Below are 17259 nucleotides of genomic sequence, written 5' to 3'. Positions count from 1 at the left end.
TCATGGCATACGGTGTGAAGATCGCCAAGGGCAAGGCGTACAAGGCCGCCGCCATCAAGCGGCGCCACATCCGGGTGCGCAAGCGCGTGTCCGGTACGGCCGAGCGTCCGCGCCTGGTGGTGACGCGGTCCAACCGCGGCATCGTGGCGCAGGTCGTCGACGACCTCGCGGGCCACACGCTCGCGTCGGCGTCGACCCTCGACACGTCCATCCGTGGCGGCGAAGGCGACAAGAGCGCCAAGGCCAAGCAGGTCGGCCAGCTTGTGGCCGAGCGTGCCAAGGCCAAGGGCGTCGAGGCAGTCGTGTTCGACCGTGGCGGCAACCAGTACGCGGGGCGCATCGCCGCCCTGGCGGACGCCGCCCGCGAAGCCGGTCTGAAGTTCTGATCCGGTTCCGTAGCTGATGGACAACGAAGAGAGGTAATCCAATGGCTGGACCCCAGCGCCGCGGAAGCGGTGCCGGTGGCGGCGAGCGACGGGACCGCAAGGACCGACGGGACGGTGGCCAGCAGGCCGAGAAGACCGCCTACGTCGAACGGGTCGTCGCGATCAACCGCGTCGCCAAGGTTGTGAAGGGTGGTCGTCGCTTCAGCTTCACCGCGCTGGTCGTGGTGGGCGATGGTGACGGCACCGTGGGTGTCGGTTACGGCAAGGCCAAGGAGGTGCCGGCCGCCATCGCCAAGGGTGTTGAGGAGGCCAAGAAGCACTTCTTCAAGGTCCCCCGTATCCAGGGCACCATCCCGCACCCGATCCAGGGTGAGAAGGCCGCGGGCGTCGTGCTGCTCAAGCCGGCGTCGCCCGGTACCGGTGTGATCGCCGGTGGCCCGGTGCGCGCCGTGCTGGAGTGCGCGGGCATCCACGACGTGCTGTCCAAGAGCCTCGGCTCGGACAACGCGATCAACATCGTGCACGCCACGGTGGCCGCTCTGCAGGGCCTTCAGCGGCCCGAGGAGATCGCGGCCCGCCGCGGTCTGCCGATCGAGGACGTCGCGCCGGCCGCACTGCTGCGCGCTCGTGCCGGAGTTGGTGTGTGATGGCGCGTCTCAAGGTCACCCAGACCAAGTCCTACATCGGCAGCAAGCAGAACCACCGTGACACCCTGCGCTCGCTCGGCCTGAAGCGGATGAACGACGTGGTGGTCAAGGAAGACCGCCCGGAGATCCGCGGCATGGTGCAGACCGTCCGCCACCTGGTCACGGTCGAGGAGGTCGACTGATCATGGGCGACAACCCGATCAAGCTCCACAACCTCCGTCCGGCCCCGGGCGCCAAGACCGCCAAGACCCGCGTGGGTCGAGGCGAGGGCTCCAAGGGCAAGACGGCCGGCCGTGGCACCAAGGGCACCAAGGCCCGCTACCAGGTTCCGGAGCGCTTCGAGGGCGGGCAGATGCCCCTCCACATGCGGCTCCCGAAGCTCAAGGGCTTCAAGAACCCGTTCCGTACCGAGTACCAGGTCGTCAACCTGGACAAGCTCGCCGTCCTCTACCCCGAGGGTGGCGAGGTCACCGTAGCCGACCTGGTCGCCAAGGGTGCGGTACGGAAGAACGAGCTCGTCAAGGTGCTCGGCACCGGCGAGATCTCGGTGGCGCTGACGGTGACCGTTGACGCGGCCTCCGGCTCCGCCAAGGAGAAGATCACCGCCGCCGGCGGTACCGTGACCGAGCTCGTCTGAGGCTTTTGTCACACACCCGACCGGGGATGCCCAGCACCTGGGGGCGTCCCCGGTCGTTCTTTGGGTGGATTTCCTTGACCGAACCCCGGCTGATTGCTGGTCGATTGGTCATTCCTAGGGAGCCTGCCCCGCGGGTAGGGTGGCAAGCGCTGTTATTCTCCGAAAGCCTGTCTGTTTCCGCAGGTGTGACAGCGAGTAAGCCGCCCGTTCCCGTCAGAAACTCATCCAGACCGTCCTTCCGCCGCGCGCGGGGGGTGCAGGAGGCACCGTGCTCACCGCGTTCGCCCGGGCGTTCAGGACGCCCGACCTGCGCAAGAAGCTGCTGTTCACACTCAGCATCATGGTGGTCTACCGCCTGGGTGCGCATGTCCCGGTGCCCGGTATCGACTACACAGTGGTCAACGAGTGCATCAAGGACACGAAGGGCGGCAACAGCCTCTTCGGTCTGGTCAACCTGTTCAGCGGTGGCGCGCTGCTCCAGTTGACGATCTTCGCGCTCGGGATCATGCCGTACATCACGGCCAGCATCATCTTGCAGCTGCTCACCGTGGTCATCCCACGCCTCGAAGCCCTCAAGAAGGAGGGCCAGGCCGGTACCACGAAGATCACCCAGTACACCCGGTACCTGACGGTCGCGCTGGCCGTGCTGCAGGGCACGGGCCTGGTCGCCACCGCCCGCTCCGGCAGCCTGTTCTCGAACTGCCAGTCGGCCAACCAGATCGTGCCCAACCAGTCGATCTTCACCACGGTCACCATGGTCACCTGCATGACGGCCGGTACCGTGATGATCATGTGGCTCGGTGAGCTGATCACCGACCGCGGCATCGGCAACGGCATGTCGATCCTGATGTTCGTCGCCATCGCGGCCGGCTTCCCCGGCTCCCTGTGGGCGATCAAGGTCGCCGGCAAGATCGCCGGCGGCTGGGTCGAGTTCCTCGCGGTGATCGCGATCGGCCTGGCGATGGTGGGCCTGGTGGTGTTCGTCGAACAGGCCCAGCGGCGCATCCCGGTGCAGTACGCCAAGCGCATGATCGGCCGGCGGTCGTACGGCGGCACCTCGACGTACATCCCGCTGAAGGTCAACCAGGCGGGTGTCATCCCGGTCATCTTCGCCTCGTCGCTGCTCTACATCCCGGCGCTGATCGTCCAGTTCTCCGGGTCGAAGGCCGGCTGGGCCCAGTGGATCAGCCAGAACCTGACCAAGGGCGACCACCCGGCGTACATGGCGCTCTACTTCTTCCTGATCGTCTTCTTCGCCTTCTTCTACGTCGCGATCTCCTTCAACCCCGAGGAAGTCGCGGACAATATGAAGAAGTATGGTGGGTTTATCCCCGGTATCCGGGCCGGCCGGCCCACCGCCGAGTACCTCAGTTACGTGCTCAACCGCATCACGTGGCCGGGCGCGCTGTACCTGGGTCTCATCGCCCTCGTTCCGACGATCGCGATCGCGATCTTCAACGGGAGCAGTACCAACTTCCCGTTGGGCGGCACCAGCATCCTCATCATCGTGGGTGTCGGCCTGGAAACCGTGAAGCAGATCGAGAGCCAGCTCCAGCAGCGTAACTACGAAGGGTTCCTCCGCTGATGCGAATCGTCCTGGTCGGGCCGCCAGGGGCCGGCAAGGGGACGCAGGCCGCGTACCTCGCCAAGAACCTGTCGATCCCGCACATCTCCACGGGCGACCTGTTCCGCGCCAACATCAGCCAGGGCACCGAGCTCGGCAAACAGGCGAAGGCGTTCATGGACGCCGGGGACCTGGTGCCCGACGAGGTGACCATCGGGATGGCGGAGGACCGGCTCGACCAGGCCGACGCGGCGGAGGGCTTCCTGCTCGACGGTTTCCCGCGGAACGAGAACCAGGCACGGGCGCTGGACGCCTATCTGGAGCGCAACGGCATCTCGCTGGACGGCGTGCTCGATCTCGAGGTGCCGGAGGCCGAGGTGGTCAAGCGGATCGCCGGCCGCCGGATCTGCCGGAAGCGCAGCGATCACGTCTTCCACGTGGAGTACAAGAAGCCGAAGACCGACGGCGTCTGCGACGAGTGCGGCGGCGAGCTGTACCAGCGCGACGACGACACCGAGGCGACCGTGCGCAACCGGCTGGAGGTCTACCACCGTGAGACCGAGCCGATCATCGACTACTACAAGCAGCAGGACCTGGTGGTGACCATCTCGGCGCTCGGAGCCGTGCCCGAGGTCACCCAGCGGGCGATGGACGCGCTGCGGCGCGCCGAGTAAGTCCCCGAGCAGGTCCCCGTACGTGCCGGTCGGCCGTGGTGCCCCTCAGGGCGCCACGGCCGTATGGTTGAACGGGTTGAACGGACGTACGGACACAAGGAGGGCGTCGGCGGCGATGGTGGAGATCAAGACCCCGGAGCAGATCGCGAGAATGCGTGCCGCGGGCCTGGTCGTCGCGGCGATCCACGAGGCGACGACGGCCGCCGCGGTGCCCGGCGTGAGTACCAAGGACCTGGACGAGATCGCCGCCAAGGTGATCGCCGACCACGGCGCCAAACCGAACTTCCTGGGCTACGGCGGCTTCCCCGGCAACATCTGCACCTCGGTCAATGACGTGGTGGTGCACGGCATCCCGGACCGCAGGACCGTGCTCAAGGACGGCGACATCATCTCGATCGACGCCGGCGCGATCGTGGACGGCTGGCACGGCGACGCCGCCGTCACCTGCTTCGTCGGCGGCGGGCACGCCCCCGCGCTGATCGAGCTGAGCCGGGTCACCGAGGAGTCCATGTGGGCCGGCATCGCCGCCTTCCGCAAGGGCCACCGGCTGGAGGACATCTCGCGGGCCGTGGAGTCGTACATCCGCCGCCAGCCGCGCCCGTCCTCCGGGAAGTACGGCATCGTCGAGGACTACGGCGGCCACGGCATCGGCAGCGAGATGCACATGGACCCGCACCTGCTGAACTACGTCTCCAAGAAACGGGGCCGCGGCATCAAGCTGGTGCCGGGCGTCTGCCTGGCCATCGAGCCGATGGTGACGCTGGGCTCCCCGGCCACTCATGTGATGGACGACGAGTGGACGGTCCGGACCGACGACGGCTCCTGGGCCTCCCACTGGGAGCACTCGATCGCCCTGACCGAAGAGGGCCCGATCGTGCTGACCGCCCCCGACGGGGGCAGGGCCAAGCTGGCCGAGTACGGGATCACCACCGCGCCCGATCCGCTGGGCTGAGAGATCCCTCACACGAGGAGCAGCGGCACCGCTTAGTGATCTTGTCGGGTGGGCATACTCGCCTGATTCGTCTTTCCGAGGGGCGTGACGTAGACTCATACGTCGGCTCTCGCGTGTCTTCCGGCATGTCCCGGAGCCGGCCCCCGGTAGCCGATCCCGAAAGTAGGACATGGCCAAAAAGCAAGGCGCCATCGAAATCGAGGGCACCGTGATCGAGTCTCTGCCGAACGCGATGTTCAAGGTGGAGCTGCAGAACGGTCACAAGGTCCTCGCGCACATCAGCGGCAAGATGCGGATGCACTACATCCGCATCCTCCCGGATGACCGGGTCGTCGTGGAGCTGTCTCCCTACGACCTGACGCGCGGACGGATCGTCTACCGATACAAGTAACCGCTTGTGGATCTAACAAGACCCGGAGAACCAGACCATGAAGGTCAAGCCGAGCGTCAAGAAGATCTGCGACAAGTGCAAGGTGATCCGCCGCCACGGCCGGGTCATGGTCATCTGCGACAACCTGCGCCACAAGCAGCGCCAGGGCTGACGCAGCCGACCACCTACCACCTGCCTTCGCAGAGTTTCGCGCGACGCACACCCGCAGATACGCAGTCACCCATCCCCTGATCGAGGGGATGACACCCCCGGTGGAGGCCGGGGACCCGGTCCGTACCTGGTACGGCGGACGGGGAGCCGGTGCTGCGGAAGACCTCCGAAAACATCAGGAGCCCAGAAAATGGCACGCCTTTCAGGCGTCGACCTCCCGCGCGAGAAGCGCGTGGAGATCGCCCTCACCTACGTCTTCGGCATCGGGCGCTCCCGCTCCCAGGAAGTGCTGCAGGAGACCGGTGTGAGCCCCGACGTCCGCGTCCGCGACCTTTCCGAGGAAGACCTCGTGAAGCTCCGTGAGTACGTGGACTCCAACTTCAAGACCGAGGGTGACCTCCGTCGCGAAATCCAGGCCGACATCCGCCGCAAGGTCGAGATCGGCTGCTACCAGGGTCTGCGTCACCGCCGGGGCCTGCCGGTCCACGGCCAGCGCACTCACACCAACGCCCGCACCCGCAAGGGCCCGCGTCGCGCCATCGCCGGCAAGAAGAAGCCGGGCAAGAAGTAGTCCTCAGCCGGACGCCCATCAGCGGTCTTCGCTGTAGGACCGACCACCTCCACCGGGAGAAACCGACACATGCCTCCTAAGGGCCGTCAGGGCGCAGCCAAGAAGGTGCGCCGCAAGGAAAAGAAGAACGTCGCTCATGGGCACGCCCACATCAAGAGCACGTTCAACAACACCATCGTCTCGATCACCGACCCTGCCGGGAATGTGATCTCCTGGGCCTCCGCCGGTCACGTCGGCTTCAAGGGCTCGCGCAAGTCCACCCCCTTCGCCGCGCAGATGGCCGCCGAGTCGGCCGCCCGCCGGGCGCAGGAGCACGGCATGCGCAAGGTGGACGTCTTCGTCAAGGGCCCCGGCTCCGGCCGGGAGACCGCGATCCGCTCCCTCCAGGCCACCGGCCTGGAGGTCGGCTCGATCCAGGACGTCACCCCGACCCCGCACAACGGCTGCCGCCCGCCGAAGCGCCGCCGCGTCTGACCAGCGAATAACAGGAGAACTAGACCATGGCGCGATACACCGGGGCCGACTGCAAGCGTTGCCGTCGGGAGAAGCAGAAGCTCTTCCTCAAGGGAGCGAAGTGCGAGAGCGCGAAGTGCCCGATCGAGATCCGTCCTTACCCCCCGGGTGAGCACGGACGCGGGCGCACCAAGGACAGCGAGTACCTGCTTCAGCTGCGTGAGAAGCAGAAGTGCGCGCGGATCTACGGTGTCCTCGAGAAGCAGTTCGTGAACTACTACAAGGAAGCGAACCAGAAGACCGGCAAGACCGGTGAGAACCTTCTGCGCATCCTTGAGACCCGCCTCGACAACGTGGTGTACCGGGCCGGCTTCGCCAAGTCCCGCGACCACGCCCGTCAGCTGGTCCGTCACGGACACATCACCGTCAACGGCCGCAAGAACGACATCCCGTCGGCTCGCGTGGCCGTGAACGACATCGTCGAGGTCCGCGAGCGGTCCCGCAACCTGACCCCGTTCGCGGTGGCGCAGGGCGAGGCCGGCGACAAGACGGTGCCGGCCTGGCTCGAAGCCAACGCCGGCAAGCTGCGGATCCTCGTGCACAGCATGCCCGAGCGCCAGGTGATCGACACCCAGGTGCAGGAGCAGCTGATCGTCGAGCTCTACTCCAAGTAAGCCCGGGTCACTCCAGGTAAACGGAGCAGCTGCACACGGTCACGGGCGGTACGGCTCTTCCCCGCTTCCACGGGTCGCGCTCGTACCGCCCGTACCCTCGTAATACGGCGGGCGTCAAATAGCGGGCGTCCACGACTGAAGGACTTCACACATGCTGATCGCTCAGCGTCCCTCGTTGACCGAAGAGGTCGTCGACGAGTTCCGCTCCCGGTTCGTGATCGAGCCGCTGGAGCCGGGCTTCGGATACACCCTCGGCAACTCCCTGCGCCGTACCCTCCTGTCCTCGATCCCGGGTGCCGCGGTCACCTCGATCCGGGTCGACGGGGTCCTGCACGAGTTCACCACCGTGCCGGGCGTCAAGGAGGACGTCACCGACGTCATCCTCAACATCAAGCAGCTCGTCGTCTCCTCGGAGCACGACGAGCCGGTCGTGATGTACCTGCGCAAGCAGGGCCCGGGTGTCGTCACCGCCGCCGACATCGCGCCGCCGGCCGGTGTCGAGGTGCACAACCCCGACCTGGTGCTCGCCACCCTGAACGCCAAGGGCAAGCTGGAGATGGAGCTGACCGTCGAGCGCGGTCGCGGCTACGTCTCCGCGGTGCAGAACAAGCAGCAGGGCCAGGAGATCGGCCGGATCCCGGTCGACTCCATCTACAGCCCGGTGCTCAAGGTCACGTACAAGGTCGAGGCGACCCGTGTCGAGCAGCGCACCGACTTCGACAAGCTGATCGTCGACGTCGAGACCAAGCAGGCCATGCGGCCGCGTGACGCGATGGCGTCGGCCGGCAAGACCCTGGTCGAGCTGTTCGGCCTGGCCCGCGAGCTGAACGTCGACGCCGAGGGCATCGACATGGGTCCGTCCCCCACGGACGCCGCCCTGGCCGCGGATCTGGCGCTGCCGATCGAGGAGCTGGAACTCACCGTCCGCTCCTACAACTGCCTCAAGCGCGAGGGCATCCACTCGGTGGGCGAGCTGGTGGCCCGCTCCGAGGCGGACCTGCTCGACATCCGCAACTTCGGCGCGAAGTCGATCGACGAGGTCAAGGCGAAGCTGGCCGGCATGGGCCTGGCCCTCAAGGACAGCCCCCCCGGATTCGACCCGACCGCGGCGGCGGACGCCTTCGGCGCGGACGACGACGTGGACGCCGGCTTCGTGGAGACCGAGCAGTATTAAATTCTCTGACCCCGGCCCCTGGTGGCCGAGGTCGGCTGATTGCGCCCCGTCAGGGGCGCGAGGAACTGCGCGAGCAACCGGCCACCGGCCGGTGGCCCGGATTCGACAGCGACAGCCCCTCCGGGTCGGTGACGACCCGCGGGCCGCGTCGTGGCGGGCCGCGCAGTTTTCCGCGCCCCTGCGGGGGCGCCGTCCGGGGTGCGAGCCCCGGACACCGACGAGCCGGCAGCCGCCGGCCCGTACTGACATCGGTACCTGACACGGCCGGTGCAGCGTAGAAGGAGAACGACATGCCTCAGCCCGCCAAGGGTGCCCGTCTGGGCGGCGGCGCCGCGCACGAGAAGCTGCTGCTCGCGAACCTCGCGCGCTCGCTCTTCGAGCACGGCCGCATCAAGACCACCGAGGCCAAGGCGCGCCGGCTGCGTCCGGTCGCGGAGCGCCTGATCACCAAGGCGAAGAAGGGCGACATCCACAACCGTCGCCAGGTGCTGCAGACGATCACCGACAAGAGCGTCGTGCACACGCTCTTCACCGAGATCGCGCCGCGCTACGAGAACCGCCCCGGTGGCTACACCCGTATCACCAAGATCGGCAACCGCCGCGGCGACAACGCGCCGATGGCGGTCATCGAGCTGGTGGAGGCGCTGACCGTGGCCCAGGAGGCCACCGGTGAGGCCGAAGCGGCCACCAAGCGCGCGGTGAAGGAAGACTCGCTCACGAAGGACGAGGCCGCCACGGACGCGGCCCCGGCCGCCGAGGACGAGGTCCAGGACGCCGCTCCGGCGGCCGACGCGGCCGCGGCCGGCGAGGACGAGGAGTCCAAGGACGCCTGAGCGTCCTGACGACCGACGGGCGGGCCCGTACCCCTTGGGGTGCGGGCCCGTTTCCCATGGAGCGAGGAGTGACGCGTGAGCGACGACCCGGCGCCCGGCTTCGTACGGGTGCGGCTGGATCTGTCCTACGACGGGGCGGAGTTCTCCGGGTGGGCCAAGCAGCGCAGCCGGCGGACGGTGCAGGGCGAGCTGGAGTCGGCGATCGGTACGGTGCTGCGGCTGGGGGAGCCGGTGGAGCTCACGGTCGCCGGGCGCACCGACGCCGGGGTGCACGCGCGCGGGCAGGTGGCGCATGTCGATCTGCCGCGGGACGTGTGGGCCGCCGAGTCGGACAAGCTGCTGCGGCGGCTCGCCGGGCGGCTGCCCTGGGACGTACGGGTGTGGCGGGTGGCAGCGGCGCCGGCCGGGTTCAACGCGCGGTTCTCGGCCGTTTGGCGCCGCTACGCGTACCGGGTCGGCGATCACCCCGGCGGCGTCGATCCGCTGCTGCGCGGGCATGTGCTGTGGCACGACCGCCCGGTGGACGTGGACGCCATGAACGAGGCGGCCGAACTGCTGCTCGGGGAGCACGACTTCGCCGCGTACTGCAAGAAGCGCGAGGGCGCGACCACCATCCGTACGCTGCTGGACCTGCGCTGGGAGCGGTCCGCGCAGGGGGTGGCGGTGGCCACGGTGCGGGCGGACGCCTTCTGCCACAACATGGTGCGGGCGCTGGTGGGGGCGATGATCCTGGTCGGCGACGGGCACAAGCCGGCCGGCTTCCCCGGCGAGGTGCTGGCGGGCAAGGTGCGGCACTCGGCCGTCAATGTGGTGCGTCCGCACGGCCTCACTCTTGAGGAGGTCGGCTATCCGGCCGACGACCAGCTGGCCGCGCGCAGCCGGGAGGCCCGCAATCTGCGGACGCTGCCCGGCTGCCCGTAAGGCGCCGGCGGTTCCTCGCGTTCCTGTCAGCCGGGTCAGCCGCGGCTGGGATCGGCCAGTGCCGCGTCCCGGCCGCGCTGGATGATCCGCTGGAAGGCGAAGTTCGAGGCTTCGTTGGCGGCGCGCTTGCCGATGGTGTCGGTCGGGGGGAGCGTCTTGCCGTTCCTCAGGCCGGAGATCGCGAAGTAGGCGTAGCGGCCCACCGTGTTCGAGGTCATCTGGCAGGCCACCGCGTGGCAGAAGTCCTTGACGCCGCCGCCGTTGAGCGGGGCGAGGTATTTGGCGGTCTTCTGCAGCTTGGCCGCGTGCGGGGTGTCGTCGAAGACGGCGATGCCGATGGTGACGGCCAGGGTGCCGTTGGTGTAGGTCGCCCGGAGCAGCTGCCGGCAGCCGTTGGCGGCCAGGCCGGCGGCCACGTCGTCGCGGGCCGCGGTCGCGCAGCTGGTGGTGGTGGCCGAGACGGTCTTGAGGTAGGTGCGGCCGTTCATCACGAACTGCTGGCCGGCGAAGAGCGAGGCCGGGGTGAGCGGCGCCTTGTCCTTGGCGGCCGAGCCCAGGTAGTCGAGCGGATTGGCCGGGGGCGGCGGGGCCACCGAGGAGAAGGAGGGGGCCGGCGGCAGGGCCGGCTGGCTCGCGGTCGTGCTGGCGGAGGCCGAGGTGCCGGCCGCGCTGTCGTCCGAGCTCTTGCCGGACAGCACCACGGCGGCGGCCACCCCGCCGGCGATGACCGCGACGGCCACGATCCCGCCGGTCAGCATCATGACCTTGCGGCGGCGGGCGCCGGCCGCGGCCTGCTGATCGGCCAGCGCGCTCCAATCGGGGGTGCCGGGGCCGCGCGGCGGTCCGCCGGCGGAGTGCCGGCCGGTGGGGCGGGGGGCACTCGCCTCTTCCGCCGCGGCGGCCTCGCGTATCTGCTGGATGCGCTGCTGCACGGCGGCCTGACCGCTCAGGCCCTGCGCGGGCGGCTGGCCCTGCGGCGCCGGGGCGGGGCCGGCCGGAACGACCGGCGGAGCCTGCTGGGCCTGCCGGACCCGCTGGGCCTGCGGCGGCGCACCGTGCGGCGGCATGCCCTGCGGCTGCGGGCCGGCGGCCGGTGGCTGCTGGGCCTGCGTGCCCTGCGGCTGCGGCCCGCCGAACTGCCCGCCCGGACCGTACGCCGCGGGCGGCTCCTGGATCCGCGGGCCCTGCGGCGCCTGGGCGGCCTGCTGCGGGGCGTAGCCCTGCGGCCCGGCCGGATACCCCTGCTGCTGGGGTACGCCGCCCTGCTGCGGGCTCCAGGCCGGTCCGGCGGCCGGCGCCTGGGGCGCGGTGCCCGACTCGGGCCCCGGCGGTGGCGGCGCGGCGAAGTGCTGCCGCGGGTCGTCCGTTGGCGCCGCCTGCGGCGGACGCGCGTCGTACTGCTGCTGCGCTTGCGACCGTGAGGGGATGACTCGTCCCTCCAGGACCTCGCGCCTGCCCTCGCGCCCGCTGTCCGGGGCGCTTTCTGCGGCACTGGAACGCGGATCCTGTGGTGGCTGCTGCCCGGGCCCTTCAGTCATGTCGCGCATCATATTGCCGGACCGGGCCTGCCCGTGATTCGGGAAGGATCCGGGAGGGTCCGGGCCTGGTCCGGGACGGCCGCAGCGAAAACGACTTGGGACGAATAAGCCGTCCCGGGGAGAATCCAGGCCATGGGACATGTGGAAGCGGCGCACATCGATTACTACCTGCCGGACGGGCGGGCGCTGCTCGGCGACGTCTCGTTCCGGGTCGGCGAAGGCGCGGTGGCGGCCCTGGTGGGCCCCAACGGCGCCGGCAAGACCACCCTGCTCCGGCTGATCGCCGGTGAGCTCAAACCGCACAGCGGCACCGTCACGGTCAGCGGCGGCCTCGGCGTGATGCGGCAGTTCGTCGGCAGCGTCCGCGACGACCGCACGGTCCGCGACCTGCTGGTGTCGGTGGCCCGGCCGCGTATCCAGGAGGCCGCCAAGGCGGTCGACGTCGCCGAGCTGGCGATGATGGCGCAGGACGACGAGCCGGCCCAGATGGCGTACGCGACCGCGCTCAGCGAGTGGGCCGAGGCACGCGGCTACGAGGCCGAGACGCTCTGGGACATGTGCACCGTGGCCGCGCTGGGCGTGCCGTACGAGCGGGCGCAGTGGCGCGAGGTCAAGACGCTCTCCGGCGGTGAGCAGAAGCGCCTGGTGCTGGAGGCCCTGCTGCGCGGCCCCGACGAGGTGCTGCTGCTGGACGAGCCGGACAACTATCTGGACGTCCCCGGCAAGCGCTGGCTGGAGGAGCAGCTCGCCCAGACCAAGAAGACGGTGCTGTTCGTCAGCCACGACCGCGAGCTGCTGGCCCGCTCGGCCCAGCGGATCGTCAGCGTCGAGCCCAGCCCCGCGGGCAGTGACGTATGGGTGCACGGCGGCGGCTTCGCCACCTTCCACGACGCGCGCAAGGAGCGGTTCGCCCGCTTCGAGGAGCTGCGCCGCCGCTGGGACGAGGAGCACGCCAAGCTCCGGGCGATGGTGCTGCGGCTGCGCCAGCAGGCGTCCATCAGCCCCGACATGGCCTCCCGCTACCACGCGGCGCAGACCAGGTTCAAGCGCTTCGAGGACGCCGGGCCGCCGCCCGAGCCGCCGCGCGAGCAGGACATCCGGATGCGGCTGAAGGGCGGCCGTACCGGGGTGCGGGCGCTGACCTGCGAGCGGCTGGAGCTGACCGGTCTGATGAAGCCGTTCGACCTGGAGGTCTTCTACGGCGAGCGGGTCGCGGTGCTGGGCTCCAACGGCTCCGGCAAGTCGCATTTCCTGCGGCTGCTGGCCGGGGACGGCAGCGTGGCGCACACCGGCACGTACAAGCTGGGCGCCCGCGTGGTGGCGGGGCACTTCGCCCAGACGCACGCGCACCCCGAGCTGATGGGCCGCACCCTGGTGGACATCCTGTGGACGGAGCACGCCCGCGACCGCGGCCGGGCGATGTCCGTACTGCGGCGCTACGAGCTGGAGCGGCAGGGCGATCAGCCTTTCGACAAGCTCTCCGGCGGGCAGCAGGCCCGCTTCCAGATCCTGATGATGGAGCTGGTCGGCACCACCGCGCTGCTGCTGGACGAGCCCACCGACAACCTGGACCTGGAGAGCGCCGAGGCCCTCCAGGAGGGCCTGGAGTCGTACGACGGCACGGTGCTGGCGGTCACCCACGACCGCTGGTTCGCCCGCTCCTTCGACCGTTACCTGGTGTTCGGGTCGGACGGACTGGTGCGCGAGTCGGCCGAACCGGTGTGGGACGAGCGGCGGGTGGAGCGTGAGCGCTGAGCCGGCGTTTTGACCCGTACGGCCCCGCTGGCTATCCTGATACCTTGAAACTTATGCGTATTGGCTTGCCTTATCTCACGTGAGGGGCCCTTACGCCGGTTCACCGGGCCGATGGACAGCGGCAAGCCGACGGGTTGCGTCCCCGAAGGCGGCCAGGGCTGTCGTGATCGTCCGGGTGGCCTTGTCAGGACACATTCACTGAGAAGAAGCGAAGGCTACGACCGTGCGTACGTTCAGCCCCAAGCCCGGCGATGTAACTCGCCAGTGGCACGTCATCGACGCCCGGGACGTCGTCCTGGGCCGTCTGGCGACCCAGGCCGCCACCCTTTTGCGGGGCAAGCACAAGCCCATCTACGCCCCGCATGTCGACACCGGTGACTTCGTCATCATCATCAACGCCGACAAGGTGCACCTGACCGGCAACAAGAAGACCCAGAAGATGGCCTACCGCCACTCCGGGTACCCGGGCGGTCTGCGTTCCGTGCGTTACGACGAGCTGCTGGACAAGCACCCCGAGAAGGCGGTCGAGAAGGCCGTCCGGGGCATGCTCCCCAAGAACACCCTGGGCCGCGCGATGCTCTCGAAGCTGAAGGTGTACTCGGGCGACCAGCACCCGCACGCCGCGCAGCAGCCTCAGCCGTTCGAGATCATCCAGGTCGCGCAGTAGTCCCGGCCACCGCCTACCAGAAAGAATCTGAGGAGAACCGTGGCTGAGACCACTCCCGAGACCCCCGTCGAGGGCGAAGAGTCCTACGACGAGATCACGACCTTCGAGTCGGAGGCCGTCGAGTCGGAGTACACCTCCGAGTCGCTCGCGTCCCGCTTCGGCGACCCGCAGCCGGCCGCCGGCACCGGCCGCCGCAAGCAGTCCATCGCCCGCGTCCGCATCATCCCGGGCAGCGGCAAGTGGAAGATCAACGGCCGCACCCTTGAGGGCTACTTCCCCAACAAGGTGCACCAGCAGGAAGTCAACGAGCCCTTCAAGGTGCTCGAACTCGACAACCGCTACGACGTCGTCGCCCGGATCAACGGCGGCGGCATCTCGGGCCAGGCGGGCGCGCTGCGCCTGGGTGTCGCCCGCGCGCTCAACGAGGCGGACGTGGACAACAACCGCGGCCCGCTGAAGAAGGCCGGCTTCCTCACCCGTGACGACCGCGCGGTCGAGCGGAAGAAGGCCGGTCTGAAGAAGGCCCGCAAGGCGCCGCAGTTCAGCAAGCGCTGACGCCTCCGGCGGGACAGCGATCCACCCCGCCCGGCGTGCCGAACGCCCCGGAGACACACTGGTGCCTCCGGGGCGTTCGTGTTACGCGCCCGGGGCGTATATGTGTGGTGGTACGACCGGGGGCGTATATCTGTGGTGGTATCTGAGGTGTATTCGGTGGGGTCACGACCCGCACCGGCCATCCGTTGCCCGGCCGTACCCGCGAGCCGTGACGGCATCGCCCGCGGACGGCGCGGCCCGCGGTACGGCCGAGCCGCCGCACCTCGCACGTAATCGGAGGAAACAACTGTGGGACGACTCTTCGGCACCGACGGGGTGCGGGGCATCGCCAACGCCGACCTCACCGCCGAGCTGGCGCTCGGCCTGTCCGTCGCGGCGGCGCATGTACTCGCCGAGGCGGGCGGCTTCGAAGGCCACCGGCCGGTGGCCGTGGTCGGCCGCGACCCGCGGGCGTCCGGCGAGTTCCTGGAGGCCGCCGTCGTGGCGGGCCTCGCGAGCGCGGGCGTGGACGTCCTGCGCGTCGGTGTGCTGCCCACCCCCGCGGTGGCGTATCTCACCGGCGCGCTGGGCGCCGACCTCGGCGTGATGCTGTCCGCCAGCCACAACGCGATGCCGGACAACGGCGTGAAGTTCCTCGCCCGCGGCGGCCACAAGCTGGACGACGAGCTGGAGGAGCGGATCGAGGCGGTCTACGCCGAGCACCGCACCGGCGCGCCCTGGAACCGCCCCACCGGCGCCGGTGTCGGCCGGGTCCGCGACTATCAGGAGGGCTTCGACCAGTACGTCGCCCATCTGATCGGCGTCCTGCCGAACCGTCTGGACGGGCTGAAGATCGTCCTGGACGAGGCGAACGGCGCGGCCTCCTGGGTGTCGCCGGAGGCCTTCTCCCGGGCCGGCGCCGAGATCATCACGATCGGCGCCCAGCCCGACGGGCTCAACATCAACGACGGCTGCGGCTCCACCCACCTGGAGCTGCTCAAGGCGGCCGTGGTCGAGCACGGCGCCGACTTCGGCATTGCGCACGACGGCGACGCGGACCGCTGCCTGGCCGTGGACGGGGCCGGCCAGGAGGTCGACGGCGACCAGATCATGGCGATCCTGGCGGTGTCGCTGCGCGAGCACGGCGGCCTGCGGGAGAACACCGTGGTCGGCACGGTGATGTCCAACCTGGGCTTCAAGCTGGCGATGGAGCGCGAGGGCATCGACTTCGTGGCGACCTCGGTCGGCGACCGCTATGTGCTGGAGGCGATGAAGGAGCACGGCTACGCGCTGGGCGGTGAGCAGTCCGGGCACGTCATCGTGCTGGACCACGCCACCACCGGCGACGGCACGCTGACCGGGCTGCTGCTGGCCGCGCGGGTCTCCGAGACCGGGCGGACCCTGGCCGACCTGGCCACGGTGATGCGCCGGCTGCCGCAGGTCCTGATCAATGTGCCGGACGTCGACAAGAGCCGGGTGGACTCGGCGGCCGAACTGGCCGCGGCGGTCGTCGAGGCGGAGGCGGAACTCGGCTCGACCGGACGGGTGCTGCTGCGGCCGTCGGGCACGGAGCCGCTGGTACGGGTGATGGTGGAGGCCGCGGACATCGATCACGCCCGCACGGTGGCGGGGCGGCTGGCCGATGTCGTGAAGTCGGTGCTCGGGTAGGAGCCGCCGCCGTGCTGGTGTCGGCCGGGGTGGGCCGGGGCTAGAGCTTGCGCAGGCTGAGCCGCTGCACCCGGTGGCCCGGGCCCTTGCGGAGCACCAGGGTGGCCCGGCCGCGGGTCGGGAGCACGTTCTCCTCCAGATTCGCCAGGTTGACGGTGCGCCAGATCAGCTCGGCGTAGTCCATCGCCTCGGCTTCCGGCACCTCGGTGAACCTGCGGAAGTACGAGTCCGGGTCGTGGAAGGCGGTCGCCCGTAGTTCGCGGAACCGCCCGACATACCACTGCTCGATGTCCTCGGTGCGGGCGTCCACATAGACGCTGAAGTCGAAGTGGTCGGCCAGGCCGATCCTGGTCCGGCCGTCCTTGCCGGGCAGCGCGGGCTGGAGCACATTCAGGCCCTCGACGATGAGGATGTCCGGGCGGCGGACGACAAGCCGCTCACCGGGCACGATGTCGTAGGTGAGATGCGAGTAGACCGGGGCGCCGACCTCGTCCTTGCCCGATTTCACGTCGGCGACGAAGCGGGTCAGCGCGCGGCGGTCGTAGGACTCCGGGAAGCCCTTGCGGGACATCAGGCCGAGCCGGTCGAGTTCGGCGTTGGGCAGCAGGAAGCCGTCGGTGGTGACGAGTTCGACCCGGCGGTGCCCGGACCCGGGAGCGGCGCCGGACGGCGTCTCGGGGCGGGCGAGCAGGGCCTGGAGCAGCCGGGCGGTGGTGGACTTGCCCACCGCGACGCTGCCGGCCACCCCGATGACGAAGGGAGTGCCCCGCTGCGGGCCCTGCCCGCCGTCGGCGAGGTCGCCGAGGAAGGTGTTGAGGGCGCCGCGCAGACCGCTGTGGGCGGCGATGTAGAGGTTCAGCAGCCGGGACAGCGGCAGATAGACGTCCACCACCTCGTCCAGGTCGACGACGTCGCCGAGCCCGCGCAGCCCCTCCACCTCGTCGGCGGTGAGCGACAGCGGGGTGCGTTCGCGCAGGGTGCGCCACTGGTCCCGGGTCAGATCGACGTACGGGGTGGCGGGGGCGGGGGTCGTCGGCACGGGGGACATTGTCCAGGGGACGGGCCGGCGC

Annotated in this window: 21 protein-coding genes; 19 read left to right on the top strand and 2 right to left on the bottom strand. The window is 69.6% G+C overall.

From position 1 onward, the window contains the following. Nucleotides 1-2: 2 nt before the first annotated feature. The 15 genes from rplR (at nucleotide 3) to truA (ending at nucleotide 10027) form a co-directional block, all read left to right on the top strand. Nucleotides 3-386: a 50S ribosomal protein L18 gene (gene rplR, locus ACFO3J_RS15885; protein ID WP_386430031.1), complete on the top strand. Its 384-nt coding sequence runs from the start codon at nucleotides 3-5 to the stop codon at nucleotides 384-386. 41 nt (nucleotides 387-427) lie between these two features. Beyond that, complete coding sequence (gene rpsE, locus ACFO3J_RS15880; RefSeq protein WP_031524774.1) at nucleotides 428-1033, top strand: 30S ribosomal protein S5; 606 nt, start codon at nucleotides 428-430, stop codon at nucleotides 1031-1033. Then, nucleotides 1033-1215: a 50S ribosomal protein L30 gene (gene rpmD, locus ACFO3J_RS15875; protein WP_386430030.1), complete on the top strand. Its 183-nt coding sequence runs from the start codon at nucleotides 1033-1035 to the stop codon at nucleotides 1213-1215. Before rpsE ends, rpmD begins: the two co-directional genes overlap by 1 nt. Nucleotides 1216-1217: 2 nt before the next feature. Further along, nucleotides 1218-1670, top strand: coding sequence for a 50S ribosomal protein L15 (gene rplO / locus ACFO3J_RS15870; RefSeq protein WP_386430029.1), 453 nt, complete (start codon nucleotides 1218-1220; stop codon nucleotides 1668-1670). Nucleotides 1671-1938: 268 nt separating this feature from the next. Further along, complete coding sequence (gene secY, locus ACFO3J_RS15865) at nucleotides 1939-3255, top strand: preprotein translocase subunit SecY (RefSeq protein WP_386430028.1); 1317 nt, start codon at nucleotides 1939-1941, stop codon at nucleotides 3253-3255. Next, the gene (locus ACFO3J_RS15860; RefSeq protein WP_386430027.1) at nucleotides 3255-3908 is read left to right on the top strand and encodes an adenylate kinase; all 654 of its coding nucleotides are present in this window, start codon (nucleotides 3255-3257) and stop codon (nucleotides 3906-3908) included. The genes secY and ACFO3J_RS15860 overlap by 1 nt, the downstream gene beginning before the upstream one ends. A gap of 115 nt (nucleotides 3909-4023) precedes the next feature. Next, nucleotides 4024-4860, top strand: a complete 837-nt coding sequence (gene map / locus ACFO3J_RS15855; RefSeq protein WP_386430026.1) for a type I methionyl aminopeptidase — start codon at nucleotides 4024-4026, stop codon at nucleotides 4858-4860. A gap of 169 nt (nucleotides 4861-5029) precedes the next feature. Then, the gene (gene infA, locus ACFO3J_RS15850) at nucleotides 5030-5251 is read left to right on the top strand and encodes a translation initiation factor IF-1 (protein ID WP_003956442.1); all 222 of its coding nucleotides are present in this window, start codon (nucleotides 5030-5032) and stop codon (nucleotides 5249-5251) included. Nucleotides 5252-5288: 37 nt separating this feature from the next. After that, nucleotides 5289-5402, top strand: a complete 114-nt coding sequence (gene rpmJ / locus ACFO3J_RS15845; RefSeq protein ID WP_003956441.1) for a 50S ribosomal protein L36 — start codon at nucleotides 5289-5291, stop codon at nucleotides 5400-5402. Nucleotides 5403-5591: 189 nt separating this feature from the next. Beyond that, nucleotides 5592-5972: a 30S ribosomal protein S13 gene (rpsM, locus tag ACFO3J_RS15840; RefSeq protein WP_093742344.1), complete on the top strand. Its 381-nt coding sequence runs from the start codon at nucleotides 5592-5594 to the stop codon at nucleotides 5970-5972. A 69-nt stretch (nucleotides 5973-6041) separates the two neighbouring features. After that, a complete protein-coding gene (gene rpsK, locus ACFO3J_RS15835) occupies nucleotides 6042-6446 on the top strand; it encodes a 30S ribosomal protein S11 (protein WP_006376016.1) in 405 nt (134 codons plus the stop codon). A 26-nt stretch (nucleotides 6447-6472) separates the two neighbouring features. Further along, the gene (rpsD, locus tag ACFO3J_RS15830; protein ID WP_386430025.1) at nucleotides 6473-7099 is read left to right on the top strand and encodes a 30S ribosomal protein S4; all 627 of its coding nucleotides are present in this window, start codon (nucleotides 6473-6475) and stop codon (nucleotides 7097-7099) included. Between the two features lie 151 nt (nucleotides 7100-7250). Then, a complete protein-coding gene (locus ACFO3J_RS15825) occupies nucleotides 7251-8273 on the top strand; it encodes a DNA-directed RNA polymerase subunit alpha (protein ID WP_033177813.1) in 1023 nt (340 codons plus the stop codon). Between the two features lie 290 nt (nucleotides 8274-8563). Further along, entirely contained in the window at nucleotides 8564-9106 is a 543-nt protein-coding gene (gene rplQ / locus ACFO3J_RS15820; protein WP_386430024.1) for a 50S ribosomal protein L17, read from the top strand. Between the two features lie 75 nt (nucleotides 9107-9181). Then, entirely contained in the window at nucleotides 9182-10027 is an 846-nt protein-coding gene (truA, locus tag ACFO3J_RS15815; RefSeq protein ID WP_386430023.1) for a tRNA pseudouridine(38-40) synthase TruA, read from the top strand. A 35-nt stretch (nucleotides 10028-10062) separates the two neighbouring features. On the opposite strand, the gene ACFO3J_RS15810 is transcribed toward truA, so the two are convergent. Next, complete coding sequence (locus tag ACFO3J_RS15810; RefSeq protein WP_386430022.1) at nucleotides 10063-11565, bottom strand: hypothetical protein; 1503 nt, start codon at nucleotides 11563-11565, stop codon at nucleotides 10063-10065. 132 nt (nucleotides 11566-11697) lie between these two features. On the opposite strand from ACFO3J_RS15810, the gene ACFO3J_RS15805 reads away from it, so the two are divergent. The 4 genes from ACFO3J_RS15805 to glmM all read left to right on the top strand — a co-directional run bounded on the left by ACFO3J_RS15805 (nucleotide 11698) and on the right by glmM (nucleotide 16189). Then, nucleotides 11698-13320: an ABC-F family ATP-binding cassette domain-containing protein gene (locus tag ACFO3J_RS15805; protein ID WP_386430021.1), complete on the top strand. Its 1623-nt coding sequence runs from the start codon at nucleotides 11698-11700 to the stop codon at nucleotides 13318-13320. Between the two features lie 223 nt (nucleotides 13321-13543). Then, the gene (rplM, locus tag ACFO3J_RS15800; RefSeq protein ID WP_386430020.1) at nucleotides 13544-13987 is read left to right on the top strand and encodes a 50S ribosomal protein L13; all 444 of its coding nucleotides are present in this window, start codon (nucleotides 13544-13546) and stop codon (nucleotides 13985-13987) included. A 39-nt stretch (nucleotides 13988-14026) separates the two neighbouring features. Continuing rightward, nucleotides 14027-14542 (top strand): 30S ribosomal protein S9, encoded by a 516-nt coding sequence (gene rpsI / locus ACFO3J_RS15795; protein ID WP_386430019.1) that lies wholly within the window; start codon nucleotides 14027-14029, stop codon nucleotides 14540-14542. 288 nt (nucleotides 14543-14830) lie between these two features. Continuing rightward, nucleotides 14831-16189 (top strand): phosphoglucosamine mutase, encoded by a 1359-nt coding sequence (gene glmM, locus ACFO3J_RS15790; protein ID WP_386430018.1) that lies wholly within the window; start codon nucleotides 14831-14833, stop codon nucleotides 16187-16189. A 40-nt stretch (nucleotides 16190-16229) separates the two neighbouring features. Here the strand turns inward: glmM and coaA are convergent, their stop codons facing one another. Beyond that, nucleotides 16230-17237: a type I pantothenate kinase gene (gene coaA / locus ACFO3J_RS15785; RefSeq protein WP_386430017.1), complete on the bottom strand. Its 1008-nt coding sequence runs from the start codon at nucleotides 17235-17237 to the stop codon at nucleotides 16230-16232. Between the last annotated feature and the right edge of the window lie 22 nt (nucleotides 17238-17259).

Origin of the sequence: Streptomyces polygonati, from assembly GCF_042650325.1 — a bacterium.
GTDB classification, from domain to species: domain Bacteria; phylum Actinomycetota; class Actinomycetes; order Streptomycetales; family Streptomycetaceae; genus Actinacidiphila; species Actinacidiphila polygonati.
This window is presented reverse-complemented; position numbering and strand designations above follow the sequence as displayed.